Genomic DNA, 26,533 nt, shown 5'->3' with positions numbered 1-26,533 from the left:
AGTGCAGCTATTCGCGGTCCCGGATCGGGCGAAACAGGGCCGGGCGAAGCAGGATCGGGTGAAACACGAACGCCTTCTGCGGACAGCCCGCTACCCGCGGGACACCCTGGATCCGGCATCCGGCCCCCGCGATTCCTCCACGGAGTACTTCGACACCAAGACCGCCTCGCGGGCCTTGGGCAACACCTTCGTGCCCGGGCACCGGAGCGGCCGGCCGAGAGCCGAATCCGTCCGCTGCTGGAGTTGAGGCTTGTGCCGGCAGCGGCAGCGTCGTGGGGCACGGCGGCGCTCGCGGTCCGTTCAGACAGCGGCGACGCCAAGACTGTTGGGGCCGTCCTCGCCGCCGTGTCGCTGATCCTTGTGGTGCTCGTTCTCGTTTCGGGGAGAGATCAGGTCCCGGGTGTGAGAACCAGCGGCTGGCGTCTCATCTTCGGAACTGCTGCCCGGGCTGCCGCGGTACCTCTGGCAGCCGCGGCGCTGGTCTGCGTGTGCTCCGGCATTCTGCTCGCTGAGCGCACTGCCGGTCCCGTGGCGGCCGCCATAGCTGACGGTAGTTCGATCACAGGCACATTCCGGGCGACCACAGACTCGCGTGCCACAGCGGCCGATCGTTTCAGCGGAGGCCCCCGGTACGTCACGGAGGCCGTGCTGGAGGAAGCAAACGGAGACGGCAGGAAGTTCTCCGCCGCGGCAACCGTCCTGGTCCTGGGCGGCAGCGGTTACGGACAAGTTCAGTTGGGAGACCGGTTCCGTGCAGCCGGGACCCTGCAGGCCACCGAACCCGGGGAACGGTCAGTGGCACTGCTGTTCGCGAACGGGCAGCCGGAGGTGCAATCGGCAGGCGGCTGGTACGGAGAGACGGCGCGCATCCGGGCAGCCTTTACCGCTTCTGCCCGGCAACGTGCGGGGAGCATCGGCATTGATGCGGCCGGCCTGCTCCCGGGTATGGTTCTGGGGGACCGGAGCGCCCTGGATGACTCGGTGGCAACCGCCATGAAAAACACGGGCCTGACTCATATTGTTGCCGTCTCCGGAGCCAACTGTGGATATCTGCTGGCCTTCGTTTTTCTCCTGGCCAGGGCGGCGAGACTACCGCGCGGGGTGGCTGCTGCCGCCGGTGTCACAGCCCTGCTGGGATTTGTTCTGGTGGTACGCCCTGATGCCAGCGTCCTGCGGGCGGCGGTCATGGGCAGCCTCGGTACGATCGCTGTGCTGTCCGGGCGAGGAAAGCTCCCCGCTGCGCTGCTGAGCCTTTCCATCACGGTCCTGCTGGCCGTTGATCCCTGGCTCAGCGGCAGCTACGCGTTCATCCTCTCGGTTTTGGCGACGCTGGGGCTGGTGCTGCTCGGACCGCGGCTGACCGAGGTCCTCGCCCGCGGCCTGCCGTGGCCGGTGGCAGCAGCCCTGGCCGTGCCGCTGGCCGCCCAGTTTTTCTGTTCTCCGGTCCTGGTGCTCCTGCAGCCGCAGGTTCCGGCGTTCTCCCTGCCAGCCAACGTGGCCGTCGCGCCTGTGGTGCCCCTGGTGACAGTGGTCGGCATGCTCGCAGCGGTCGCCGCGGCGTCAGTGCCGGCAGCGGCGGGGCCGCTGGTGGTCCTCTCAGGGGGCGGTGCAGCATGGACGGCCGGGGTCGCGAAGTTCTTCGACGGGCTGCCCGGATCGCTGTTGCCGTGGCCGCCGGGCACAGCGGGGGTGCTCCTCATGGCGGCCGCCGCCGGTGCCGGTGTCTGGCTGTTGTGGCGTGTCGGACCACCCGGTGAGGGGAAACAGGGTGCTGTGGCAGCGGTGGCAATGACCCGCCGCGGCGCAGCCTCCGCGACACACCCGGCGCGCGGGGCAGCAAACGCCGGGCAACAGGCCGTGCTGCGGGCAGCGCCAGCACGGATCCGGGCGGCACGGCCGCGCTGGCTCGCTTTCGCAGCAGCGTTCCTGGTCCTGCCCGCGCTGGGTGCCGCTGCGTGGACGCATCTGCGACCCGGTGCGGTGTCTGCCGAATGGATAGTCGCCGCCTGTGATGTGGGGCAGGGGGACGGGTTGGTGGTGCGCACGGCGGAGCACCGAGCCGTGGTCATTGACGCCGGGCCCGATCCGGAGATGATGGACCGCTGCCTCACCCGGCTGCAGGTGGAGGTCGTCGACCTGTTTATCCTTTCTCATGCCCACTTGGACCATTACGGCGGAGCCTCGGGTGTGCTGCGCGGCCGCACGGTACAGCAGATCGCCTATTCGTCGGCGGAGCCGGATCTGCCCGCCCCGCTTCAAGAAGTTCTGGAAGGCTCAGGAGCCGAGATGACCCGGTTGACCGAGGGCATGGGAACCCGGACCGGTGCTGCTGACTGGGACGTCCTGTGGCCGGAGGTTGGCAGTGCGCCCGCCAACGAAAACGATGCCAGCTCCGTGATTCTGATGACCGTGGACCCCGCGGCGGCACTGACTGAGAACGGCCAGCAGACGCCGGCTGATGACGGCACCCGATTAACGATTCTGCTGACCGGAGACATTGAAGAAGATGCGTCCGCCGTCCTGCTCTCCCGGCATGCCGAGTTACGAAGTGCGGACGTGGACGTCCTCAAGATTCCCCATCACGGTGCCCGCAACGGCGGTACAGCACTGATCGATGCGCTGGCCCCGCGGCTGGCGCTGATCTCAGTCGGTGCAGACAACGACTATGGGCATCCCGGACCGGAAATCCTTCAAGCGCTGAGTTCAAACGGGACGGTTGTGGCCCGAACGGATCAGCTGGGCTCGGTCAGCCTCACAGTGGACGGGTCTACGCTGCACATTGCCCGGATGGCCGGGCCGTGAAGGCGGGCGGGTAATCTTGAAGTGTTTCCGTTTCCCTAAACGTTTCCCCATCCCAGGAGTCTGTTCGCTGTGAATCCGGCCGTCCCGTCCAAGCGCAGCCCCGCGAAATCCGCCGGCAAGTCCGCAGGAAAGATCGTTTCCTGGCGCGAGGTGGAACCGGCGCCCGTGGTGCTGCTCAGCGGTCCCGAGGACTATCTGGCCGGGCGGGCCCTGGAACGGATCCGCGCCACACTCCGCCAGACGCAGCCGGACACGGAAATCGTCCGGCTGGATGCTTCTGCCTACGCCGGCGGGGAACTGACGCTGCATTCCAGCCCGTCGCTGTTCGGCGAGGCAAAGCTGATCGAAGCCTCCAACCTGGCCGCGATGAACGATGAATTCCTGACGGACACTCTTTCTTATCTGACCGATACCGCACCCGATACCGTGCTGGTCCTGCACCATGGCGGCGGCAACCGCGGCAAGAAACTCCTGGATGCGGTCAAAGCCGCCGGCGCTCCGGTGGTGGAATGCCAGCCGTTCAAGAAAGACGCCGAGAAGCTGGACTTCGTCTCCCAGGAATTCAAAGCCGCACGCCGCCGCATCGATCCTGCTGCCGCGCGTGCCCTGGTTGCCGCAGTGGGTTCAAAGCTGGCGGACCTGGCAGCAGCCTGCCGGCAGCTGATCAACGACGCCACCGGGGAGATCACCGAGGAACTTGTCGAGAAGTACTACGGCGGCCGGGTGGAAGCGACAGCCTTCAAGGTTGCCGATGCGGCGCTGGCAGGCCGCGGCGGACAGGCTCTGTCCATGCTCCGCCACGCGCTGGACACCGGCGTGGACCCCGTGCCGCTGGTCGGTGCGCTGGCCATGAAGGTCCGCGCCGTCGCCAAAGTGGCAAACCTGCGCGGTTCCTCCGCCTCCATGGCCAAGGAACTGGGCATGGCACCGTGGCAGGTGGACCAGGCCCGGCGGGATGCCCAGCACTGGTCCCAGGAGTCGCTCATCAAGGCCGTGCAGGTGCTGGCCGAAGCAGATGCCCAGGTCAAGGGTGCCGGACGCGATCCGGTGTACGCCGTCGAGCACGCGGTTACCGTGATTTCCCTGGCCGCCGCCGGCCGCTGAGGCTGCAGGGCCGGCGGAAACGCCGGTCCTGCCGGCGCCTGCCCGTCCCGGCCCGCCAAACGGGTGGCAACACGGCCGCTTAAAGCAGTCTGGCCGGCCCCCGAGGGGACCGGCCAGACTGATGAAGACTAAAGCAAAAACAACGGCTTAGAGCGCGCGGACCTTCTTGGAGATGGCCGACTTGCGGTTGGCAGCATTGTTCTTGTGGATGACACCCTTGCTGACAGCCTTGTCCAGCTTGCGGCTGGCAGTGGCCACAGCTGCTACTGCTGCATCCTTGTCGCTGGCCTTGATGGCTGCGTCAACGGAGCGGATTGCGGTCTTCAGCTCGGACTTCACCGAGTTGTTACGCATGCGCGCCTTCTCGTTGGTGAGGATGCGCTTCTTCTGGGACTTAATATTGGCCACTTATATAAACTCTCTTTGTATTGCGGACTTGGTCGGTGAGGGAATTTCAGCCCAGACATTGACTGAGCGGCGTGGGGATACCGTAATGGCGCCTGAACTGAAGTGCCCGTCGACCTGCGCGGACACACAGCAATAAATGTTAGCAGAACTTAGCCCCGAAGGCCCATTGACGGTGGAGGGCGGCCGACGGCGTTTCTCCTCCCGGGTGCGCGGCCGGGCTCCGCGGCGCATCTCTGCGGGTCAGTTCCGGGCGGAGAAACGCTGGGCAACGCGCTGAAACGCAGCTGCAGACATCACGGAACCCTGCCGCCGGACAGCGGCCGGATCCAGCTGCAGCACGCGGTCCAGCTTGACCTCGCTCGGCCGGCCCTGGGCATCCCAGGGCCCGGATCCCACATCCACATAGTCCGGATCCGATTCCCGGGCATTGTTGCGGTCACGGGTGGTCATCATCAGGGCCAGCAGTTTCGAGCCGCTGCGGCCGATCAGCAGCACCGGACGGTCCTTGCCCTGCGAGTAGTCATCCTCGTAGGGAACCCACGCCCACACCACTTCGCCCGGATCCGGTGCCCCGTCCGGCGAGGGAGCATAAACAGGGGTGACCTTGCCCCGGTAGTCGCCGGGGTAAGTGCCCGGGGCAGCAGGCTTGCCGGCAGGGGAGGACGTGGTGCCGGCGGATCTGCCGCCGGATTTTGACGCAGGCTTCGGAGGCGCCGACCTCGGAGCGGAGGACTTCGGAACAGAAGACTTCCGAGCAGGGGATGAAGGTGCGGACTTAGGCCGGGCGGGCGTGCTCCGGGTGCGGGGCTGTCCGGTCCGGGGAGAAGTCCCCGTCCCGGAACCGGTTTCGGGACGGGTCAGCAGGCGGATGGCCGTGCGGGCCAGGGAAAGAAGGGAGCGGCTTGAGAAGGGCATCACCCCACGCTATTACGTTCTGCGGTTCCAGCGCGGGCTGGCATTCGTGGGAGACTGTTAATTCAGTAGATAACCCACCAGGAAAAACCGACGAACCGCGCCCTATCCGGTTCCGGCACGCGGCCTCCGCCGCCGCGGCCGCCGTGAAGTCCTGTGAACAGTAAAGGAACCGCCACAGTGTCACCTATGGCCCGCTTCTCACCGGTGCCTGCCGCGACGGATCCGGCGATCATCAGAAACTTCTGCATCATCGCCCACATCGACCACGGCAAGTCCACCCTGGCCGACCGCATGCTCCAGTCCACCGGCGTCGTTGAGCATCGGAACATGAAGGCCCAGTACCTGGACCGCATGGACATTGAGCGTGAGCGCGGCATCACCATCAAGTCCCAGGCCGTGCGCATGCCGTGGGAACTCGACGGCAAGTCCTACGCCCTGAACATGATCGATACGCCCGGCCACGTCGACTTCACCTATGAAGTATCGCGTTCCCTGGCGGCCTGTGAAGGCGCGATCCTGCTGGTGGACGCCGCCCAGGGCATCGAGGCCCAGACACTGGCGAACCTGTACCTGGCCATGGAAAACGATCTGACGATCATTCCGGTCCTGAACAAGATTGACCTCCCGGCAGCGCAGCCGGAGAAGTACGCCGAGGAACTGGCGAAGCTCATCGGCGGCGATCCGGCGGACGTCCTGCGGGTTTCCGGCAAGACCGGCGTCGGCGTCGAGGCCCTGCTGGACCAGATTGTCCGCGAGATTCCGGCACCGCAGGGCGACCCCAACGCTCCCGCCCGCGCCATGATCTTCGACTCCGTGTATGACACCTACCGCGGAGTGGTCACCTATGTCCGCGTGATTGACGGTTCCCTGTCGCCGCGCGAACGCATCCAGATGATGTCCACCCGTGCCAGCCACGAACTCCTGGAAATCGGCGTCAGTTCCCCGGAACCCACTCCCTCCAAGGGACTGGGCGTCGGCGAGGTGGGCTACCTGATCACCGGTGTGAAGGACGTTCGCCTCTCCAAGGTCGGCGACACCGTCACCAACCTGGCCAAGCCGGCCACGGAATCGCTGCCCGGCTACGCAGATCCCAAGCCCATGGTGTTCTCCGGGCTGTACCCCATCGACGGCGCGGATTACCCGGTGCTGCGCGAGGCGCTGGAAAAGCTGATGCTCAATGACGCCGCGCTGGTCTATGAACCCGAGACGTCGGCGGCGCTGGGCTTCGGTTTCCGCGTGGGCTTCCTGGGCCTGCTGCACCTGGAAATCACCCGTGAACGGCTCGAGCGCGAGTACAACCTGGACCTGATCTCCACCGCGCCCAACGTGGAGTACGAGGTGACGCTGGAGGACAAAAAGGTGGTCACCGTGACCAACCCCAGCGAGTACCCCGAAGGCAAGATCAAAGAGGTCCGCGAGCCGATGGTCTCTGCCACCATCCTGGCGCCGAACGAATTTGTCGGCGCCATCATGGAGCTGTGCCAGGCCCGCCGCGGAGTCCTGGGCGGCATGGACTATCTCTCCGAGGACCGGGTGGAAATCCGGTACCGCCTCCCGCTGGCCGAGATCGTCTTCGACTTCTTCGACATCCTCAAGTCCAAGACCCGCGGCTATGCCTCGCTGGACTGGAAGGCCGACGGCGACCAGGTTGCCGACCTGGTCAAGGTGGACATCCTGCTCCAGGGCGAACAGGTGGACGCTTTCAGCTCCATCACCCACAAGGACAAGGCCTACGCCTACGGCGTGATGATGACCGGGAAGCTGCGCGAACTCATTCCGCGCCAGCAGTTCGAGGTGCCCATTCAGGCTGCCATCGGCTCCCGGATCATTGCCCGCGAATCCATCCGCGCCATCCGCAAGGACGTGCTCGCCAAGTGCTACGGCGGTGACATCAGCCGTAAGCGCAAGCTGCTGGAAAAGCAGAAGGAAGGCAAGAAGCGCATGAAGATGGTGGGACGCGTTGAAGTTCCCCAGGAAGCTTTTGTGGCTGCACTTTCCTCCGACGACTCCAAGGACAAAGCCAAGAAGTGACACCCAGCGCATTACCCCTCGGAGACCCGGCACCGGCCGACGGTCTCCTGCCCGCACAGGCCGCGGACGGAGCCGCGGACCGGAACTTTGGGCTCTACGTCCACATTCCGTTCTGCTCCGTCCGCTGCGGCTACTGCGATTTCAACACCTACACCGCCACGGAGCTTGGCGGCGGCGCCTCGCAGGACGCCTACGGCGCCACAGCCGCCCGTGAAGTGGTTTTCGCCGCGGACGCACTGCGCCGCTCCGGGATGCCCGAGCGGCCGATGGGCACCGTCTTCTTCGGCGGCGGCACGCCCACCCTGCTGCCCGCCGAGGACCTGGCCGGCATCCTGAAAACGGCCGTCGACGCGTGGGGCCTGGCGCCCGGCGCCGAGGTCACCACCGAGGCCAACCCGGACTCCGTCACTCCGCAGTCCCTGCAGCTGCTGGCCGACGCCGGATTCACCCGCGTGTCCTTCGGCATGCAGTCGGCCGTTCCGCACGTCCTGGCCGTCCTGGACCGCACGCATACGCCGTCGCGCGTTCCGGAGGCCGTGAAATGGGCGCGCGACGCCGGACTGAACGTGAGCGTAGACCTCATCTACGGGACGCCCGGGGAGTCGATGGAGGACTGGAAGGTCTCCGTCAATGAAGCCCTGAGCTACGAGCCGGACCACATTTCCGCCTACGCCCTGATCATCGAGGAGGGCACCAAGCTCGCAGCGCGCATGCGGCGCGGCGAAGTGCCGCCCATCGACGATGACGACCACGCGGACAAATACCTGGTGGCGGATGAAATGATGGCGGCCGCGGGCCTGTCCTGGTACGAGGTCAGCAACTGGGCCCGGACTCCGGCTGACCAGTGCCGCCACAACCTGGCCTACTGGCGCAGCGACGACTGGTGGGGGATCGGCCCCGGTGCCCACTCCCACGCCGGCGGCGTGCGCTGGTGGAACGCCAAGCACCCCACGGCCTACGCCCAGCGCATCGCGGCAGGGGAGTCACCCGCCGTCGGGCGCGAAACGCTCGACGCCGAAACCCGGTACGTGGAAGACATCATGCTGCGCACGCGGCTGGCCGAGGGGCTGGAACTGTCCCGGCTGATGGAAGCAGGCCGGCTGGCCGTTGCGGGCCTGATGGCGGACGGCCTGGTGGACCCCAAGGCTGCGCTGACAGGCCGCGTGCTGCTGACAACCAAGGGCCGCCTGCTCGCGGACGCCGTCGTGCGCCGCCTGCTGCCGGACTGACCTGCGTGCTAAAGGCACAGCGCTGACACAGTCCTGAACGCGGAAAAGGGCCCCCGGGCCGGCAAAACTGCCGGCCCGGGGGCCCTTTTCTCTGCCGCGGGCAGTTGTCCGCCGGCAGCGCAGGCTAGGGGATGCGGCGCAGGTTCCAGCGGTAGCGGTACGGGCGTCCGCGGTTAACCTCAATGCCGGCGATCATCGAGGACACTGCAATGGCAACCCACAGCAGGGCGTTCACAAGGGCGAAGAACCCGCCGATCACCGGAATGAAGGACAGCAGCCACGCCAGCAGGGCAATGAGGGTGGGAGGCAGGGTGAAGTTCAGCGCCTCCTTGGACTCCTGTGCCGTGAACGGTCCGCGGTAGCGGAAGACCAAATAGATGATCATTGACGGAATGAAGCCCAGGATCCCGCCGAAGTGGGCCACGGTTGCCCACTGCCGGTCCTCGGACGCGGTCAGGGGCAGTGCATTTGCCGGGGCGCCCTGATATGCGGGACGCTCCCCGCCCCGTTCACTGGGCTGGGGCTGGGGATTGGAACGGATATTCGACACTGCTGTTTCCTTTTGACTCTGGACTCGTGGGTCTTCGCCTCTGGTTCCCGGTGAGACTGTACGGATCGGGGTCGGCCGGCTGCGGTATTTCTCATCTAGGGTAGCGGCTCCGGAGCCCGCAGCCCGCAACGGCGCGGCGGCTGCCGGCCGCTAGGGGACGGTCAGGAAGTCAATGACTTCCTCCACCCGCCCCAGCAGCGACGGTTCCAGATCGGAATAGGAGCTTACGCTTCCCAGGAGTTTTTTCCAGCCAACCGCCACGTCGGTGTGGTCGCGGTGGGGCCAGCCCAGGCCCTTGAGGATTCCGGTTTTCCAGTCCTCGTGCCGGGGCACCACCGGCCAGGCGGACAGCCCGATGGTTCCGGGCTTGATGGCCTGCCAAACGTCCACATAGGGGTGGCCCACAATCAGCACGTTGCCGCGTGCACCCGGAACCGCCATGGCTTCGGCGGCAATCCGGGATTCCTTGGAGCCGGCCACCAGGTGATCCACCAGGATCCCCAGCCGGCGGCCCGGTCCCGGAGCAAAGTCGCGGACCGCGGCCTGCAGGTCATCCACGCCGTGGAGCGGCTCAACCACGATTCCCTCCACGCGCAGGTCATCGCCCCATACTTTTTCCACCAGCTCGGCGTCGTGCTTTCCTTCCACCCAGATGCGGCTGGCCCGGGCGGTCCGCGCCCGCACATTGTCCACCCGCACCGAGCCCGACGCCGTCCGCCGCGATACCGGCGCCGCGGCCTTCACCGCGGGAACCACCTCCACCGGCTCGCCGTCGAGCAGGAACCCGAAGCCCAGCTCAAAGGACTTGGTCTTGCCGCGGCGGTCCTCCAGCACCATCAGGTGCAGTCCGCCGGATTTCTCCACCCGCACGACGGCGCCCACCCACCCGGTCTGCACGTCCTCGAGCACCAGGCCCATTTCGGCTCCCACCTTGGGCAGCACGCGCCGGGCCGGGGCGCTGATGTCCTGCGGCCCCCACGAAAAATTCGACACGGGTGTAGTCCTCACTCTGGGTGCTCCGGCTGGTTTCCGAGTCCGTTCCGCGGACGCGGGCACGGGAGCTTCAATGCTAGCAACGCCGCCGATCCGTATTAGACTTAGCACTTGAGCATGGTGAGTGCTAACCGCCGTTCTTCAGTGCAATGTTAATCCGGTGGTGCTAATCCGTTGGCCGTCAGCGAGGGAGGGAAAACCATGAGTGAACCACGCAGACTCGAGGTGCTCCGGGCCATTGTTGAGGACTACGTCCATTCGCGCGAGCCGGTGGGTTCCAAGGCACTGGTGGAGCGCCATCAGCTGGGGGTCTCCAGCGCCACTATCCGCAATGACATGGCCGCCCTTGAAGAAGAGGGCCTGATTGTTGCGCCGCACACTTCGGCCGGCCGCATCCCCACTGACAAGGGCTACCGCCTGTTCGTGGACCAGATTTCAGACGTCAAGCCGCTGTCTGCGGCTGAGCGCCGGGCCATTCAGTCCCTGCTTGAGGGTGCGGAAGACCTTGACGACGTCATGGAACGGACCGTCCGGCTGCTTTCGCAGCTGACCAACCAGGTGGCGGTGCTGCAGTATCCGCATCTGGGCAACGCCCAGGTCCGGCACATCGAATTTGTCCTCCTGGCCCCGGCGCAGGTGCTGGTGGTCCTGATCTCCACCACCGGTCGGGTGGAGCAGCGCGTCATCACCGTTCCGGAGCAGGTCACCGAGCCGGACCTGCTGGAGCTGCGCCAGCACTTCCTGTCTACGCTCGGCGGAACCCCGCTGACCCGCATCACCGGCCAGCTGGCCGACTGCCTGGCCCTGGTTCCGGCCCGCAAGCGCCGCAACGCCGCCGCGCTGGCCCACGCCCTGGAACAGCTGGCCGGAATCAACCGCGAAGACCGCATGGTCATGGCCGGCACCGCCAACCTGGCGCGCTCCACAGTAGACTTTCCCCTGACAATCGGTCCGATTCTGGAGGCACTTGAGGAACAAGTCGTCATGCTCCGGTTGTTGTCGGAAATGGAGCAGGACGCCCGGGGTGTCTCTGTCCGGATCGGGCGTGAGAACCCGCACGGTTCCCTCTCCGAAGCATCGGTGGTTGCCACGGGTTACGGACCCGATGCTTCGGCAAAGGTGGGGGTGCTCGGCCCCACGCGCATGGACTACCCCAACACCATGGCCACGGTCCGGGCCGTGGCCCGTTATCTTTCCCGGATCTTGAACAACTAGAAAAGCGTTAGAGAATACATCAGCAGTACACCGGCTGCGGCCGCCAGCGGGCGGCACCGGCCGGCGGACGCCTTCGAACCGAGGGCGGCGCGGAGAACGCGGATACTGCCAATTACAGGAAGCGATGTGCACGAGTGAGCGATCACTACCAGGTCCTTGGCGTCGAACGCGATGCCACGGGAGAAGAAATCAAGAAGGCGTACCGGAAGCTTGCCCGCAAGCTGCACCCGGACGTCAACCCGGCTCCCGGAGCGCAGGACGAGTTCAAGGCCGTCACCCACGCATATGAGGTCCTCGCCGACCCGCAGAAGCGCCGGATCTATGACACCACCGGAAACGAAAACGGCAATGACAACGGTTTCGGCGGCGGGGGCGCCGGCTTCGGCGGCCAGGGCTTCGGATTCCAGGACATCTTCGACACGTTCTTCGGCGGAGCAGCCGGCGGCGGCGGCCGGGGCCCGGCGTCCCGCACACGCCGCGGCCAGGACGCCCTGATCAACGTTCGCATCGACCTGAAGGATGCCGTTTTCGGCACCAACAAGAAGATCGAAGTGGACACGGCCGTCACCTGCCCCACCTGCGACGGAAGCTGCTGCCAGCCGGGCACCTCGCCGCGCACCTGCGACATCTGCCACGGCACCGGCCAGGTGCAGCGCGCCGTGCGCTCCATCCTCGGCCAGGTCATGACCACCGCGCCCTGCGGATCCTGCCAGGGCTACGGAACGGTCATTCCGGACCCGTGCCACGAGTGCGCCGGCGAAGGCCGCGTCCGCAGCCGCCGCACCCTGAACATCAAGATCCCCGCCGGTGTTGCCACCGGTACCCGCATCCAGCTGGGCGGACAGGGCGAAGCCGGCACGGCCGGCGGGCCCCAGGGCGATCTGTACGTGGAAATCCGGGTCAATGCCGATCCCACGTTTGTCCGTGAAGGCGATGACCTGCACGCCACCTTGACGGTTCCGATGACGGCGGCCGCCCTCGGCTCCAACATCAATTTTGAAACGTTCGACGGCGACCGCGAGATTGCGGTCAAGGCAGGCACCCAATCAGGGGAGATCACCACCCTCAAGGGACTCGGCGTGACGCACCTGCGCGGTTACGGCCGCGGCGACCTGCTGGTCCACCTGCACGTGGAAACCCCGCAGAAGCTGGACGGCGAGCAGGAGGAACTGCTGCGCAAGCTGGCACAACTGCGCGGCGAGGAATACGCAGAGGGCCGCCTGGCCGGAAACGGATCCGGCGTCTTTGCCCGGCTCCGGGACCGCCTCGGCAACCACTGAGATGACCAACCCCATTTTCTTCGGTGAACCGGATGCTGTCCGCTCCGCCGGGCCCGGCTCCGTGTTTGTGCTAGAAGGACCCGAGGCGCACCACGCCGTCGCCGTGAAGCGGTTGGCCCGGGGCGAGCAGGTGGACATTGTGGACGGCGCCGGCCGCCGGCTGACAGGCACCGTTGCCGCCGCTGAACCGTCCAGGCTGGAGGTCTCCGTGGAGGCCGTCACCGAGGAAAATGAGGCCGCGGACAGGCTGCTGCTCGTGCAGGCCCTCGCCAAGGGCGGCCGGGACGAGCAGGCCATTGAAGCGGCCACCGAGCTGGGCGTGCACGGGGTCATCCCCTGGCAGTCCGAGCGCAGCATTGTCCGCTGGCGTGCGGATAAGGCGTCCAAGGGCCGGATGAAATGGCAGGCAATCCTCACGGCGGCGGCCAAGCAGTCCCGCCGCTCACAGATTCCCGAGGCTGAGGAGATGCTGGACACCAAGGCCCTGGTCCGGAGGCTGGCGGACGTGGATCTGGTCCTGGTGCTTCATGAAGAAGCCGACGGCGCCCTGGTGCCGGCGGTGGACGAAGCACGCCGCCAAAACGGCGGCCGGCCGCTGAGCATCGCGGTCGTTGTGGGCCCCGAGGGCGGCATCAGCAGCGCCGAAGTTGATCTGCTCCGCGCAGGCGGCGCCGTGGCGGTTCGGCTGGGATCGCATGTGCTGCGCTCCTCCACGGCCGGACCGGCGGCGCTGGCCGTCCTGAACCACGCGCTCGGCCGCTGGTAGGCGAACTCGGGCCGCCGGTCCGGCGGCCCGAGTCACTGGGCTGTTACTGGGCTCCGGGCTGTTACTGGGCCGGGGAATGGATGGTGACGCGCTTGGAGTCCTCGTCCTGCCGGCCTGAGCCGTGGAAGACGCTCACCTTGTACTCGCCCGGCGGAAGCTCGGCGGTAAAGCTGAACAGGGAGGTTCCTCCCGCGGGGTCCTGCAGTTCCGCATAACCGGTCTGCACGGCGTCCTCGGCCGGACGGCCGTCCACAATGGGTTCCGCCCGCCAGGAGAGCTGGCCGCCCTCGGACAATGCGGTGCCGTGGACCGTCAGGGCGGACTGCGACGAAGACCCTTCCTGCGGATCAATAATCCAGATGGGGGCCATCAAAGCCGGGTCACGCTCGATCTGCCCTTCCAGGACTTCATGGCCGAATGCCCGGTAGCCCGCCATGCCGTCCACCAGCAGCACCACCTGCGGGTCATGGCCCACCGTGGTGAGACCTGCATTTGATGCCGCAGCAGTGGCCGTGTAAACGAGCTGCTGGACGGCACGGTGGGCGATTCCGGCATCCAGCGAAGCCTTGAAGGCGTCGGCGGAGATGTCCACGGTAATGATGTTCTTGCCGGAGATGGAGGCGGTTACTCTTCCGGCCTTGTTCCAGGGGTTGAAATAGTCCGAATCCAGCGGGCTGCCTGCGGTCATCGCCAGGACCGCCTCAACAATGGGGTCGCTGCTGGACTCGGCCGGCAGGAACTCGCGGTAGAGGAAGACGTTGTCACCGTTCAGGCCGAGCCAGTACACGGGCAGGCGGCCCGGAGCAGGCTTTCCTTCGGACGGGGGAGTAGTTCCCAGCGGGGCGGCCAGTGAGCCCGCGGCCTCGCTGAACTGGGTGGGCATGGTGGTGGTGGGAGTAACCGCAACCACCCCGCAGCCACTCAGAAAAAGGGAGGAAGCGGCCGCCATGCCCAGAAGATTCCTGGGACGCAACAGATGCCGGTGCTGCGAAATTGCGCGCACGTATTTCCTCCTTTCGCCGATGGGTCGCTTTCCAGCTTGGCACACCGGGAACCCCGGACCGGCGGTCTTAACCGTCCTGCGACCGGACTGAGACCTGATTGAGACGTGCCGGTTCCGGCTCAAAGCGGAATAAATGGGAGCAGACGAGCGCTGAGGCATCAAGTAATATTGAGGTGACTGTCTATTGACACACTGCTTCTCCAACACACTCTGCAAAGGGGCGATGAAAGGCCTGGGAAGGCCGAACATATGACTGAATCCTCAGGAATTGGCACTATCGGGCTGGATCGCCAGACCATCATCTTTGATTCAACCGAGCACATGGTCCAGTCGCTGGGCGCCAATGACGAGGCACTCAAGATTATTGAGGCCGCTTACCCGGAGGCCAGCCTGCACGTACGCGGCAACGAGCTTTCGATTTCGGGTCCGGCCCCGGTGGTTGAACTAACGCTCCGTCTCGTCAATGAAGTCCGGGTGCTCGCCCGCAGCCAGACCAAGGTCACCCCGCAGCTCATGGAGCAGTTGATCACCATGCTCCGGGACCAGAGTGCCCAGCGCCCCGCGGAGGTCTTGACCCAGAACATCCTCTCCACGCGCGGCCGCACCATCCGGCCCAAGACGCTGAACCAGAAGAACTACGTGGACGCCATCGATGAGAACACCATCGTGTTCGGGATCGGGCCGGCCGGTACGGGAAAGACGTACCTCGCCATGGCCAAGGCGGTCCAGGCGCTCCAGCAGAAGGAAGTCAGCCGGATCATCCTGACCCGTCCCGCAGTGGAGGCCGGAGAACGCCTGGGCTTCCTCCCCGGAACGCTCAGCGACAAGATCGACCCCTACCTCCGTCCGCTGTACGACGCACTGCACGACATGATGGACCCCGATTCCATCCCGCGGCTCATGGCCGCCGGAACCATTGAAGTTGCTCCGTTGGCGTACATGCGCGGCCGCACCCTCAATGACGCGTTCATCATCCTGGACGAGGCCCAGAACACCACCCCCGAACAAATGAAGATGTTCCTGACCCGCCTTGGCTTCGGCTCCAAGATGGTGGTGACCGGCGACGTGACGCAGGTTGACCTGCCCGGCGGAACCGCTTCGGGGCTGCGGATCGTGCATGACATCCTCGGCGACATTGATGACGTGCACTTCTCCGAACTGTCGGCGTCCGACGTCGTCCGGCATTCCCTGGTGAGCAGCATCGTCACCGCCTACAGCGAATGGGATGAGTCGCGCCGCGGCAGCGCGCAGGGCTCCGCCCCGGCCGGCCGCGGTGCAGGACGGGGAACCGCCAAATGAGCATCGAAGTAAACAACGAGTCCGCGGTTGCCGTGGATGAAGAAGAGCTGTCCCGGCTGGGACGCTTCCTGCTGGAAAACCTCTACGTGCATCCGGAAGCGGACCTCTCCATCATCCTGGTGGACGAGGACGCCATGGAAAAGCTCCACATCGAGTGGATGGACATCCCCGGTGCCACCGACGTGCTGTCCTTTCCGATGGACGAGCTGCGTCCCGGTGTTCCCGGCCGTCCGACGCCCGCCGGAGTCCTCGGGGACATTGTGCTGTGCCCGCAGGTGGCTGCGGACCAGGCCAAAACAGCCGGCCACAGCATGCAGGAAGAACTGCTGCTGCTGACCACCCACGGCGTGCTGCACCTGCTGGGGTACGACCACGCCGAACCCGAAGAGGAAAAGGAAATGTTCGGCCTGCAGCGTGAGCTCCTGTCCTCCTACCTGGGCCGTGACGCCCCGAAGGAGACCCGCAGTTGAGCGTTGCCCTGCTGATTTTCATGGCCGTGGCTTTCATGGTCCTGGCCGGGCTGCTGACTGCGGCGGAATCCGCCTACGGCTACCTGCCGCGGCATGAAGCCGAAGCACTGCTGCACGGCAAGTCCGGCAAACCGCTGCGCAAGATCCTGCAGCACCCGGTAGCCCACATGCACGCGCTGCGGTTTTGGCGCGTCTGGTTTGAAATGGCCACCGCCGTCTCGGTGGCCACCCTGTTCCAGATGCTCCTGGACAACATCTGGCTGGCCGGCCTGCTGGCCACAGTGGTGATGGCAGGCATCGGGTTTGTCCTGGTGGGAGTCTCTCCGCGGCAGATCGGGCGCAAGCACGTCACCGCCGTCGTTGTCCTGACAGCGGGCATGGTGCGCTTCCTGCGGGTGGTCCTGGGCCCGGTTCCGGGCTGGCTCGTCCGGCTGGGAACCGCTGTGGCCCCCGGCACCCAGGGACCGGACGCGGCCTTCTTCACCGAAGAGGAGTTCCGTGAACTGCTGGACCGTGCCTCCGAGGCGGACATGATCGAAAACACCGAGGCGGAACTCATCCACTCGGTGTTCGAGCTCGGCGACACCAAGGTGCGCTCCGTGATGGTGCCCCGCACGGACATGGTCTGCATCGACGCCGGATCCAACCTTCGGCAGGCCATGTCCCTGTTCCTGCGCTCGGGCTATTCCCGCGTTCCGGTGATCGAGGACAGCGCAGACCAGATTGTGGGCATCCTCTATCTCAAGGATGTGGCTGCCCAGATGCATTCCAACCCCGGGGAGGCCGCCATCAGCCGGGTGGAGGATTTTGCCCGCGGCGTCCGCTATGTACCGGAGTCCAAGGCAGTCAGCGAACTGCTGCAGGAACTCCAGCGCGAATCTACCCATGTGGCAGTGGTCATCGACGAATACGGCGGCACCGCCGGCCTGGTGACCCTCGAAGACCTCATCGAGGAAATCGTGGGCGAGATCGTGGACGAGTACGACTCCGAGCGCCCCGAAATCGAGAACCTCGGCGAAGGCCGCTACCGCATCAGCTCCCGTGCCGGCATCGACGACCTCGGTGAACTGTTCGACGTCGACCTTGAAGACGACGAAGTGGACACCGTGGGCGGCCTGCTGGCCAAGGCCCTGGGCCGGGTGCCGATCGTCGGCAGCGAAGTGGTGATCGACGGCGTCGTCCTGCACGCCGAGCGCCTGGAGGGCCGCCGCAACCGGGTGTCCCACATTATTGCCTGGAAACAACCCGGCGACACAGACACAGATACATCCTCCGACGACGGCAGGTCATCCTCCCGCGTCGCCTCAACAGAATTGGTACCACGCAATGACTGATCCACAGTTCCGAGCCGGCTTTGTCTCCCTGGTCGGCCGGCCCAATGCCGGCAAGTCCACGCTGACCAACGCCCTGGTGGGGCAGAAGGTTGCCATCACCTCCGCCAAGCCGCAGACGACCCGGCACACCATCCGCGGCATTGTGCACCGCGAAGACTCCCAGCTGATCCTCGTGGACACCCCGGGGCTGCACCGTCCGCGGACCCTGCTGGGCAAGCGCCTGAACGACCTGGTGGCTGACACCCTGGCCGAAGTTGACGCCATTGGATTCTGCCTTCCGGCCAACGAAGCCGTGGGCCCGGGCGACCGGTACATTGCCAAGCAGCTTGCCGCGCTGAAGAAGAAGCCCGTGATAGCACTGGTGACCAAGACGGACCTGGTGGACCGCGCCGCCCTGGCCAAGCAGCTGATGTCCGTTACCGCACTGGGCAACGAGGTCCTGGGCGAAGCCGGCTGGGCCGACGTCGTTCCCGTTTCCGCTGCCGATGGTTTCCAGGTGGACACCGTGGCCGAGGTCCTGGCCGGTTACATGCCGTCCTCGCCGCCCCTGTACCCGGACGGGGAACTGACGGACGAGCCCGAGGCCGTCATGGTGGCCGAACTCATCCGCGAAGCCGCCCTGGAGGGCGTCCGTGATGAGCTTCCCCACTCCCTGGCCGTGGTGGTGGATGAAATTGTTCCGCGCGAAGGACGCCCGGAAGACAACCCGCTGCTGGATGTCCGCGTCAATCTCTACGTTGAGCGGTCCTCCCAGAAAGCCATCATCATCGGCAAGGGCGGCGCACGGCTGCGCGAAGTCGGCACCAACGCGCGCCTGGCCATCGAAGCGCTGCTGGGTACCCGGATTTACCTGGACCTGCACGTCAAGATCGCCAAGGACTGGCAGCGCGATCCCAAGCAGCTGGTCAAATTGGGGTTCTAGCATTAGCTGCTGAGCCGGCCCCTGAATACGTTTTTCAGGGGCGCCGCGTACACTTTGAACAGCCGCTGACTGCACCACTGCCGTTTAGCAAGACCTAATCCGAATTCTTGAAGGGGACCGGCCCATGTCATCTCGCCCTGCCGATACGGGTGCCGGTGCCTCCGGAAACTCTGCTTCCGGACCCAAGGTGCCGTCCGCCCCGGGCGGGCGCCACCTTGGCCGCAGGAACGCCCCGCACCCCGTGCTGCGGGCAGTTGCCCTGATCCTGTCCCTGACCCTGGTGTCCGGACTGGTGTTTGTGGGCGTACAGCTGGTCCGGCTGCAGCAGAACTTCGAGACAAAGCCGCTGAACCTGGGCTCCAACCAGGAGTCCGCCGCTCCGGTGGACACCAACACCGACCCGCTCCAGATCCTCATTCTGGGTACGGACAACCGTGAGGGCCAGGACAGCAACAACTCCGACGTCATGATGCTCGCCAACATGTCTGCGGACCGCTCCCACGTCACGGTGGTCAGTTTCCCCCGTGACCTGCTGGTGCCCCTGCCCGAATGCAAGGATCCGGAAAGCGGAAACACCTACCCCGCCGTCGACCTTGGCCAGCTCAACGGGGCCCTGGGCAACGGCGGCCCGGGCTGCACCGTAGCGGCCATCAACGAACTCACCGGCCTCAGCATTGACCACTTCATGATGGCCGATTTCAATGCCGTCAAGGAACTGTCCAGCACTCTGGGCGGCGTGGAAGTCTGCGTGAACCAGCCCATCGAGGACGATCTGTCCGGACTCAGCCTCCCCGCCGGCGTCAGCAGCATCAAAGGCGACCAGGCCCTGGCCTTCCTGAGGACCCGCCACGGCTTCGGCAACGGAGGAGACGAGGGCCGCATCCGCGCCCAGCAGAGCTTCCTGGCCTCCATGGTCCGCAAGGTCAATGATGAAGGCACGCTGAACAACCTTCCGAAGCTGTACTCCATTGCGGAAACGGTGACCCGCAACCTGACGGTGGACAAGGATCTGACCGAGGTTTCCTCGCTGATCGCCCTGGCCGGACGGCTCAAGGACGTTGACCTGAGCCGGGTCGCCTTTGTCACTGCGCCGGTGGTTCCGTACGAATATGACAACAACCGGCTGGTCCTGGATGAAGCAGCCGCGCAGCCCCTCTTTGAAGCTCTGGTGGAGGACCGGGACATCACCGAGCCCGAACCTGCGCCGGAAAGCACCACGCCGGGGGAGACCCCCGCACCGTCCGCTCCGGTGGAGGAAGCTCCGCTCTTCTCGGCGGCCGACATCCCCGTGACCATCCTCAACGCCACCGGGAACGCCAAGGGTTCCGAAACCCGCGACAAGGCCCTCGCCGCACATCTGCTGTCGCAGGGGTACACGCAGGCCGTGGCCGGCGGGCAGACGGACGCAGCCAGCCCGGCCACGCAGATCTTCTATGCTCCCGGGTACCTTGAAATGGCGCAGCAGGTGGCCGAAGCACTGCACATCCCCGCTGTCCAGGTGGTTGCCAGCAACCTGGTTGCCGGTGTCAGCGTCCAGGTGGGCCAGGACTTCACCAGTGGAACCGCCATGCCGGATGAAGGCGACGTCGGCGGTTTGTCCGGCCAGACGGCAGCCCAGGTTACGTGCCAGAGCGCCTTCGGAAATTAACAATTGGGTAGGGTCCACCCGCACTGTTAGGGTGGTCACGTGCGCGCAGAGCTCCTTCTCCTTAGCTGCCGTGGCGAGGCCATAACTTACGTATAGGCCGCCCCTCGCTGCGGCGTTTGTGTTGCCCGGCCGCTCTCTGATCTCCTAGAAAAGGCCCCACCAAACATGCGAAATGCACAGCAGCCCTCGGGAATGCCCGTCTCCAAGTACACGCCGTTCCAGGATCAAATCAGTTTTGAACTCCCCGACCGGACGTGGCCGGACAAACTCATTACCAAGGCCCCGCGCTGGTGCGCAGTGGACCTGCGGGACGGCAACCAGGCCCTGATCGATCCCATGACGCCGGACCGCAAGCACAAAATGTTCGATCTCCTGGTGCAGATGGGTTACAAGGAAATCGAGGTGGGCTTCCCGTCCGCGTCGCAGCTGGACTTCGATTTTGTCCGCCAGCTGATCGAGGGCGACCGCATCCCCGACGACGTCACCATCCAGGTCCTCACCCAGTCCCGTGAGCACCTGATCGAGCGGACCTATGATTCCCTCGAAGGTGCGGACCGCGCCATCGTCCACCTGTACAACTCCACCTCGGTGCTGCAGCGCAGGGTCGTGTTCAACACGGACCAGGACGGAATTGTGGACATCGCGCTCTCCGGAGCCCGGTTGTGCAAGAAGTATGAAGAGCAGCTGCGCGGCGTGGACGTCACCTACGAATACTCGCCCGAGTCCTACACCGGCACCGAACTGGATTTCGCCCTGCGGATTTCCAACGCCGTCGCCGAAGTCCTCGAGGCCTCACCGGACCGGCAGATGATCCTGAACCTGCCCGCCACCGTGGAGATGGCCACGCCCAACGTGTACGCCGACTCCATCGAGTGGATGCACCGCAACCTGGCCAACCGCGATTCCATCATTCTGTCCCTGCATCCGCACAATGACCGCGGCACCGGCGTGGCCGCAGCGGAACTGGGCTACCTGGCCGGTGCCGACCGCATCGAGGGCTGCCTCTTCGGCAACGGGGAGCGTACCGGCAACGTGGACCTGGTGACCCTGGGCTTGAACATGTTCAGCCAGGGCATCGACCCGGAAATCGACTTCTCCAATATCGACGAGGTCCGCCGGACCGTCGAGTACTGCAACCAGCTGCCCGTGCCGGAGCGTTCCCCGTACGGCGGTGACCTGGTGTTCACGGCGTTCTCGGGTTCCCACCAGGACGCCATCAAAAAGGGTTTCGAGGCCATGGAGAAGGATGCGGCGGCCGCCGGCACCACGGTGGACGGCATTCCCTGGGCGGTTCCCTACCTGCCGATCGATCCGAAGGACATTGGCCGCAGCTACGAGGCCGTGATCCGGGTGAACAGCCAGTCCGGCAAGGGCGGGGTGGCCTACCTGCTCAAGAACGAGCACAACATGGACCTGCCGCGCCGCGCCCAGATCGAATTCTCCGGCGTCGTCCAGCGCCGCACCGACACCGCAGGCGGGGAGGTCACCGGAGCTGAACTGTGGAAGGTGTTCCAGGACGAGTACCTGCCGCACACGCCGGAGTCCGACGGCGAGCCTTGGGGACATTACGCCCTGTCCTCGGTCAACGCAGACACCGCTGAAGACGGCTCCTTCAAGCTGACGGCTTCCCTGCGGGCCGGCGGAGTGCAGCAGAGCCGCACCGCCTCGGGAACCGGCCCGATCGATGCGCTGCTGAAGATCCTCAGCGAAGACGGCATCGATGTCCGCCTGCTGGACTACACCGAGCACGCGCTCTCGGCCAGCGGAAACGCTGCCGCGGCTGCCTACGTGGAACTGGCTGTGGGAGAGCGGGTCCTCTGGGGCGCCGGCATCGATTCCAACACCACCATGTCCGCGCTCAAGGCCGTGGTTTCGGCCGTCAACCGGGCAATTCGGGACCGGGCCTAGCCTCTGAAGCAGGCGCGCCCGGGCCTAAGGGCCCGGGTGCGCCGCAGCAGGGGCAGGCCGTGGGAAAATAGGAGACGTGGCAGGAAAATCATTTGCTTCCCGGACCTACCGGGACGAGGGCGTCATCCTGCGCACCCACAAGCTGGGCGAGGCTGACCGCATCCTGGTGCTGCTGACCCGCAGCCACGGACAGGTGCGGGCGGTAGCGAAGGGAGTGCGCCGGACTTCCAGCAAGTTCGGCGCCCGGCTGGAACCGTTTATGGTGGCCGATCTGCAGCTCTCCTCCGGGCGCAACCTGGATATCGTCACGCAGGCGTCAACCCTCGGTGCGTACGGGCACGGAATTGTGTCGGACTACGCCCGGTATACGGCGGCCGCCGCCATCGCCGAAACCGCAGAGCGGCTCACCGACGTCGACGGCGAGTCCGCCAACGCCCATTACCACCTGGTCATCGGGGCACTGGCAGCACTGAACCGCGGAGCGCACGCCCCCGAACTCATCCTGGACTCCTACCTGCTGCGCGCGCTGGCCACCGCCGGCTGGGCGCCGAGCTTCACCGTCTGTGCCCGCTGCGGCGCGCCGGGACCGCATACGGCCTTTTCCGCAGCTTTGGGCGGTGCCGTCTGCTCTGCCTGCCGGCCTCCCGGCTCTGCATCGCCGTCACCGGAAACCATGATCCTGCTGGCTGCGCTGCTCTCCGGAGACTGGGCCACCGCCGACGCCGCGGGTCAGCAGTCCCGCCGCGAGTCCGCCGGCCTGGTGGGCAGCTATCTTCAATGGCACCTGGAACGGGTCGTCAAGTCACTTCAACATGTGGAGCGTGTCTAAGCTTTGGCTTCAAAGTCCCCCTCACCGGTCCGTCCCGAACCGCACCCCTCCGGAGCTGTTCCGCCGCCGGTACCTGCAGATCTGGTGCCCAGGCACGTGGCAATCGTCATGGACGGCAACGGACGCTGGGCCAACCAGCGCGGCCTTCCCCGGACCGAAGGGCACCGTGCCGGCGAAGCTGCACTCCTGGACGTCATGGCCGGTGCGGTGGAAATGGGAATCCGGCATGTCTCGGTATATGCCTTTTCCACCGAAAACTGGAAACGGTCACCGGAGGAGGTCCGCTTCCTCATGGGCTTCAGCCGGGACGTGCTGCGCCGGCAGCGGGACCAGCTCAGCGAATGGGGCGTGCGGATCCGCTGGTCCGGCCGGCGTCCCCGGCTCTGGCAGTCCGTGGTGAAGGAACTGGAGATCGCCGAAGAAGTGACCAGGGACAACACCGTGTGCACCCTGAACATGTGCGTGAACTACGGCGGCCGGGCGGAGATCACGGACGCCGTGTCGGCCATTGCCGCGGACGTGGCACGGGGCAAGCTGCGTCCGGGATCCATCAGTGAAAAAACCATCCAGAAGTATCTGGATGAACCGGATCTGCCGGACGTTGACCTGTTCCTGCGGACCTCCGGCGAGCAGCGGCTGTCCAACTTCATGCTGTGGCAGTCCGCCTACGCGGAGATGGTCTTCATGGACACGCTGTGGCCGGATGTTGACCGCCGGACCCTCTGGGAAGCAGTGGAAATCTATGCCCGCCGGGACCGGCGGTACGGGGGAGCGGTGGACCAGGCCGCTCCGGCCTAAGCCTGCACGCCCTTCAGCGGCTTCAGGACAAAGGCCCGCGACCACTGCTCGAGCTTGTCGTAAACGTGCCGCCGCACCGGCAGCGCCGAGAGCAGCACGTCGTGCAGGGCACCAGCGAACCGGAACACCGTCACCTCAGGACCCAGCAGCACTCCGCGCTGGACCATGAGGAACACATCGAGGACGCTGTCCGAGGTTTTCATGGCTTCGGTCCAGGAAAGGGCCACCGTTGAGGTTGCTGATGCCATCAGCAGGACCGGCACCCGGATATCCAGTCCCCGCGCCACGTGGGCGTGTCCGGCGAGCACCGCCTTCATCCAGCCCGCCCGGACCGGCCAGCTGGACGGCGGCCTCATCCCGGGATGCAGATCCCATTCGCCGTCTCCTTCACGGCTGATGCTGCGCCAGTAGTTGGTCAGCTCAGGGACCTTCAGCCGGGCCTTTGGCCGCAGCCGGGCCATTGGCTCCAGCAGCCCGGCAGTGGCATAGCGGACGATCCACGAGCCGCGCAGCTCCAGCCAGGGACTGTTCAGGATCAGTGCTTCAATACGGCCCGGATTCCGGTGGGCCCACAGCGAAGCAACCAGCCCGCCGGTGGAGTGGGCCATGATGCTGAGCCGCACCGGGGTATCCGCTCCGCGGCCGGAGCGCAGATGCTCGGTCAGTGCGGAAATCGCCGCTTCGATGTCCGCGTCATACTCCTGCAGATTGGTGACGTAGCCCGGTGTCTGCCCGGGCCGCAGGCTGCGGCCGTACTTGCGAAGGTCAAGCGCGTAGAACGCCACCCCGAGCCCGCTCCAAAACTCTGCCAGTTCGGTCTGGAAAAAGTAGTCGGTCCAGCCGTGGAGATACAGGACGGCCTGCGTGGGTGCCGTTGGATGCTCCGGGGTGTAGGACACCAGTGTGGCTGTCACCGGACCTTCGTCATCTTCACCGAGTTCCAGGGTCAGGAACCGGTAGCCGTCGCCCAGAAAATCAGGTTTCCACGCAGCACCCATGCCCCTATCCTCCCCTAACCGGGCTCAACCGGCCTGCAAAAGATCCGCAAACCCCTCGCGACACCTGATTTGGTCGCGGGGCACCGCAGTGGAAGCATGAAATCATGCGCCTCTACCCTGCCTTCTTTCGTGTCGTATTTGCCGGCATGGACCCCGAAAAGGCCCACCGAATCGGCTTCGACCTGATCAAGTTGTCCGCGGCAACGCCCGCCGGCCCGCTGATGAGGCGGCTGATGCGGCCGTCGCCGTCGCTCCGCGTTTCCGCCCTGGGGCTGGACTTTCCCTCGCCGTTCGGTTTGGCTGCGGGCTTTGACAAGGAAGGTTCCGGCATTGTCGCCCTGACCAACATGGGCTTTGGACATGTGGAGGTGGGCACCGTTACCGGCCGTGCGCAGCCCGGCAATCCCAAACCCCGGCTCTTCCGGCTGGTCGAGGACCGTGCAGTGATCAACCGGATGGGCTTCAACAACGACGGCGCCGCCGCCGTCGCACCCCGCGTGGCACGTGCCCGTGCGGCGCTTCGCAAGACCTGGGGGACCAGCAGGCCCGTTATCGGCGTCAATATCGGCAAAACCAAGACCGTTGATCTGGCCGACGCGGTGGACGACTATCTGATCAGCACACGCGAGCTGGCCCCGCAGGCTGACTATCTGGTGGTCAACGTGTCCTCACCCAACACGCCCGGGCTGCGGCAGCTGCAGAACATAGATTCCCTGCGCCCCCTGCTCACTGCTGTGCGGGAAACGGCGGACGGCGCGGCGGGCCGGCATGTGCCGCTGCTGGTGAAGATCGCCCCGGACCTCACGGATGCGGACGTCGACGACGTGGCGCGGCTGGCCCTGGACCTGGGGCTCGACGGCGTCATTGCCACGAACACCACCATCACCCGCGAAAACCTCGTCACCGACCCGCACCGGGTGACGGCCTGCGGAGTCGGGGGACTGAGCGGAGCTCCGCTGCGCAGCCGTTCCCTGGAAGTGCTCAAACGCCTGCACGAAGCTCTTGGCTCCGGCGGCCCAGTCATCATCTCGGTGGGGGGCGTGGAATCGGCAGCCGACGTCCGGGAGCGCCTTGCCGCCGGAGCCACCCTGGTGCAGGGTTACACCGCTTTCCTCTATGAGGGCCCGTTCTGGGCCGCCCGGATCAACCGGCAGCTTGCCCGCACCCTGAAGAAGAAACCCTGACGTTGAGGAATAAACCCAGGCGTGACGCACAACTGGGGCACTAAGCACAAACAGAAGGGCCGCTCCGGCAGGAGCGGCCCTTCTGTTTGACGCAAGATTATTGTGACCCCGCAGCGGGCCTATGCGGGCTTCTGGCCGCGCTTGACCTGGGCCTTGGGAAGGCGGAAACGCCGCAGCTGAATGGAGCGGGAAATTCCGTACCAGACGTCACCCGGGTTGGGGCCGTCGAACTTCTCATTCAGACGGCGGCGGATGATCGCCCGCAGAATGAAGCTGTCCACAACAACCGCAAGGATCAGCACCCAGAAGGCCAGCATGACGATGCTCTGCACGGTGAGGTCCTGGATGAAGCTGACCACCACGAACACGAGGGCGGCGATCATGACAAACTCACCGATGTTCCAACGCGAATCCACAACGTCCCGGATAAACCGGCGCCGGGGACCCTTGTCGCGCAGGGGCAGGTAGCGCTCATCTCCCGTGTCGAGGGCAGCGCGGGTCCGCAGCCGCTCCTCACGCAGCGCATCGCGGCTGGCGTTCTTGGCTGCCTTGCGGTCCGTGGGGACCAGCGGGCGCTGCCGGGCAGCAACCTGGTCCCGGCGCTTGGGAGTGGGAGTTCCCTTCCCCGCGGCCGTACGGGCTGAGCTCGTCTGGGCCGCCGCAGCAGCCTGGTCCACAGTTTCCTGCGCGGTGGGCGCTTCATTCTTTCGTCCGAACACCTTTAAAGGATACCTTGGTGCGGCCGGGCGCCGCCCATCAGCGCGCTGCCGTGACCCGCGGGAGCACCGGTGTGCCGCGAAGATCCGTCTTCTGCGCCGGAGAACGTTACGGACGGCCGCGCACCGGC

Annotated in this window: 24 protein-coding genes; 17 read left to right on the top strand and 7 right to left on the bottom strand. The window is 65.8% G+C overall.

Annotated elements, in window-relative coordinates; genetic code table 11:
- The first annotated feature begins 58 nt into the window (after window positions 1-58).
- From AC4D2Q_RS11780 to holA, 3 genes are all read left to right on the top strand, one after another.
- Window positions 59-247 (top strand): hypothetical protein, encoded by a 189-nt coding sequence (locus AC4D2Q_RS11780; RefSeq protein WP_490946623.1) that lies wholly within the window; start codon window positions 59-61, stop codon window positions 245-247.
- A gap of 5 nt (window positions 248-252) precedes the next feature.
- Complete coding sequence (locus AC4D2Q_RS11775) at window positions 253-2,802, top strand: ComEC/Rec2 family competence protein (protein WP_490946622.1); 2,550 nt, start codon at window positions 253-255, stop codon at window positions 2,800-2,802.
- Window positions 2,803-2,871: 69 nt separating this feature from the next.
- A complete protein-coding gene (holA, locus tag AC4D2Q_RS11770) occupies window positions 2,872-3,906 on the top strand; it encodes a DNA polymerase III subunit delta (protein ID WP_490946621.1) in 1,035 nt (344 codons plus the stop codon).
- 147 nt (window positions 3,907-4,053) lie between these two features.
- Here holA and rpsT read toward each other — a convergent pair whose 3' ends face one another.
- Complete coding sequence (gene rpsT / locus AC4D2Q_RS11765; RefSeq protein WP_490925646.1) at window positions 4,054-4,314, bottom strand: 30S ribosomal protein S20; 261 nt, start codon at window positions 4,312-4,314, stop codon at window positions 4,054-4,056.
- 240 nt (window positions 4,315-4,554) lie between these two features.
- Entirely contained in the window at window positions 4,555-5,229 is a 675-nt protein-coding gene (locus AC4D2Q_RS11760; RefSeq protein WP_490946619.1) for a type II toxin-antitoxin system PemK/MazF family toxin, read from the bottom strand.
- Between the two features lie 177 nt (window positions 5,230-5,406).
- Between AC4D2Q_RS11760 and lepA the strand changes: the two genes are divergently transcribed.
- Together lepA and hemW are read left to right on the top strand one after the other, a co-directional pair.
- The gene (lepA, locus tag AC4D2Q_RS11755) at window positions 5,407-7,260 is read left to right on the top strand and encodes a translation elongation factor 4 (protein WP_490925644.1); all 1,854 of its coding nucleotides are present in this window, start codon (window positions 5,407-5,409) and stop codon (window positions 7,258-7,260) included.
- On the top strand, window positions 7,257-8,489 hold the full coding sequence (gene hemW, locus AC4D2Q_RS11750) for a radical SAM family heme chaperone HemW (RefSeq protein WP_490946618.1): 1,233 nt from the start codon (window positions 7,257-7,259) through the stop codon (window positions 8,487-8,489). Before lepA ends, hemW begins: the two co-directional genes overlap by 4 nt.
- Before the next feature lie 124 nt (window positions 8,490-8,613).
- Here hemW and AC4D2Q_RS11745 read toward each other — a convergent pair whose 3' ends face one another.
- Together AC4D2Q_RS11745 and AC4D2Q_RS11740 are read right to left on the bottom strand one after the other, a co-directional pair.
- The gene (locus AC4D2Q_RS11745) at window positions 8,614-9,030 is read right to left on the bottom strand and encodes a DUF4870 domain-containing protein (RefSeq protein WP_490926018.1); all 417 of its coding nucleotides are present in this window, start codon (window positions 9,028-9,030) and stop codon (window positions 8,614-8,616) included.
- Between the two features lie 159 nt (window positions 9,031-9,189).
- On the bottom strand, window positions 9,190-10,032 hold the full coding sequence (locus AC4D2Q_RS11740) for a DUF3097 domain-containing protein (protein WP_490946617.1): 843 nt from the start codon (window positions 10,030-10,032) through the stop codon (window positions 9,190-9,192).
- A 201-nt stretch (window positions 10,033-10,233) separates the two neighbouring features.
- Between AC4D2Q_RS11740 and hrcA the strand changes: the two genes are divergently transcribed.
- The 3 genes from hrcA to AC4D2Q_RS11725 all read left to right on the top strand — a co-directional run bounded on the left by hrcA (window position 10,234) and on the right by AC4D2Q_RS11725 (window position 13,293).
- Window positions 10,234-11,247: a heat-inducible transcriptional repressor HrcA gene (gene hrcA, locus AC4D2Q_RS11735; RefSeq protein WP_490925641.1), complete on the top strand. Its 1,014-nt coding sequence runs from the start codon at window positions 10,234-10,236 to the stop codon at window positions 11,245-11,247.
- A 134-nt stretch (window positions 11,248-11,381) separates the two neighbouring features.
- Window positions 11,382-12,527, top strand: coding sequence for a molecular chaperone DnaJ (gene dnaJ, locus AC4D2Q_RS11730; RefSeq protein ID WP_490946616.1), 1,146 nt, complete (start codon window positions 11,382-11,384; stop codon window positions 12,525-12,527).
- A 1-nt stretch (window position 12,528) separates the two neighbouring features.
- On the top strand, window positions 12,529-13,293 hold the full coding sequence (locus AC4D2Q_RS11725) for a 16S rRNA (uracil(1498)-N(3))-methyltransferase (protein ID WP_490946615.1): 765 nt from the start codon (window positions 12,529-12,531) through the stop codon (window positions 13,291-13,293).
- A 61-nt stretch (window positions 13,294-13,354) separates the two neighbouring features.
- Here AC4D2Q_RS11725 and AC4D2Q_RS11720 read toward each other — a convergent pair whose 3' ends face one another.
- The gene (locus AC4D2Q_RS11720; RefSeq protein ID WP_490946614.1) at window positions 13,355-14,296 is read right to left on the bottom strand and encodes a GerMN domain-containing protein; all 942 of its coding nucleotides are present in this window, start codon (window positions 14,294-14,296) and stop codon (window positions 13,355-13,357) included.
- 249 nt (window positions 14,297-14,545) lie between these two features.
- Between AC4D2Q_RS11720 and AC4D2Q_RS11715 the strand changes: the two genes are divergently transcribed.
- The 8 genes from AC4D2Q_RS11715 (at window position 14,546) to AC4D2Q_RS11680 (ending at window position 23,504) form a co-directional block, all read left to right on the top strand.
- Window positions 14,546-15,595 (top strand): PhoH family protein, encoded by a 1,050-nt coding sequence (locus AC4D2Q_RS11715; protein WP_490925637.1) that lies wholly within the window; start codon window positions 14,546-14,548, stop codon window positions 15,593-15,595.
- Window positions 15,592-16,065: an rRNA maturation RNase YbeY gene (gene ybeY, locus AC4D2Q_RS11710; protein ID WP_490925636.1), complete on the top strand. Its 474-nt coding sequence runs from the start codon at window positions 15,592-15,594 to the stop codon at window positions 16,063-16,065. The genes AC4D2Q_RS11715 and ybeY overlap by 4 nt, the downstream gene beginning before the upstream one ends.
- On the top strand, window positions 16,062-17,399 hold the full coding sequence (locus AC4D2Q_RS11705; protein WP_490946613.1) for a hemolysin family protein: 1,338 nt from the start codon (window positions 16,062-16,064) through the stop codon (window positions 17,397-17,399). Before ybeY ends, AC4D2Q_RS11705 begins: the two co-directional genes overlap by 4 nt.
- A complete protein-coding gene (era, locus tag AC4D2Q_RS11700) occupies window positions 17,392-18,321 on the top strand; it encodes a GTPase Era (RefSeq protein WP_490925634.1) in 930 nt (309 codons plus the stop codon). The genes AC4D2Q_RS11705 and era overlap by 8 nt, the downstream gene beginning before the upstream one ends.
- A 124-nt stretch (window positions 18,322-18,445) precedes the next feature.
- Window positions 18,446-19,969, top strand: coding sequence for an LCP family protein (locus AC4D2Q_RS11695; protein ID WP_490946612.1), 1,524 nt, complete (start codon window positions 18,446-18,448; stop codon window positions 19,967-19,969).
- Between the two features lie 165 nt (window positions 19,970-20,134).
- The gene (leuA, locus tag AC4D2Q_RS11690; protein ID WP_490946611.1) at window positions 20,135-21,877 is read left to right on the top strand and encodes a 2-isopropylmalate synthase; all 1,743 of its coding nucleotides are present in this window, start codon (window positions 20,135-20,137) and stop codon (window positions 21,875-21,877) included.
- Between the two features lie 76 nt (window positions 21,878-21,953).
- On the top strand, window positions 21,954-22,706 hold the full coding sequence (gene recO / locus AC4D2Q_RS11685) for a DNA repair protein RecO (RefSeq protein WP_400928740.1): 753 nt from the start codon (window positions 21,954-21,956) through the stop codon (window positions 22,704-22,706).
- 3 nt (window positions 22,707-22,709) lie between these two features.
- Window positions 22,710-23,504 (top strand): isoprenyl transferase, encoded by a 795-nt coding sequence (locus tag AC4D2Q_RS11680; RefSeq protein WP_490946609.1) that lies wholly within the window; start codon window positions 22,710-22,712, stop codon window positions 23,502-23,504.
- Here the strand turns inward: AC4D2Q_RS11680 and AC4D2Q_RS11675 are convergent.
- Window positions 23,501-24,502 (bottom strand): alpha/beta hydrolase, encoded by a 1,002-nt coding sequence (locus AC4D2Q_RS11675; RefSeq protein WP_490946608.1) that lies wholly within the window; start codon window positions 24,500-24,502, stop codon window positions 23,501-23,503. The genes AC4D2Q_RS11680 and AC4D2Q_RS11675 overlap by 4 nt on opposite strands.
- A gap of 104 nt (window positions 24,503-24,606) precedes the next feature.
- On the opposite strand from AC4D2Q_RS11675, the gene AC4D2Q_RS11670 reads away from it, so the two are divergent.
- Window positions 24,607-25,686: a quinone-dependent dihydroorotate dehydrogenase gene (locus tag AC4D2Q_RS11670; RefSeq protein WP_490946607.1), complete on the top strand. Its 1,080-nt coding sequence runs from the start codon at window positions 24,607-24,609 to the stop codon at window positions 25,684-25,686.
- Window positions 25,687-25,805: 119 nt separating this feature from the next.
- On the opposite strand, the gene AC4D2Q_RS11665 is transcribed toward AC4D2Q_RS11670, so the two are convergent.
- Window positions 25,806-26,405: a DUF3043 domain-containing protein gene (locus tag AC4D2Q_RS11665; protein ID WP_490925627.1), complete on the bottom strand. Its 600-nt coding sequence runs from the start codon at window positions 26,403-26,405 to the stop codon at window positions 25,806-25,808.
- Window positions 26,406-26,533 lie beyond the last annotated feature (128 nt).

This window comes from Arthrobacter sp. TJ-178 (assembly GCF_058269275.1).
The sequence above is the reverse complement of the archived record's forward strand: the minus strand, read 5'-3'. Positions and strand labels throughout refer to the sequence as shown.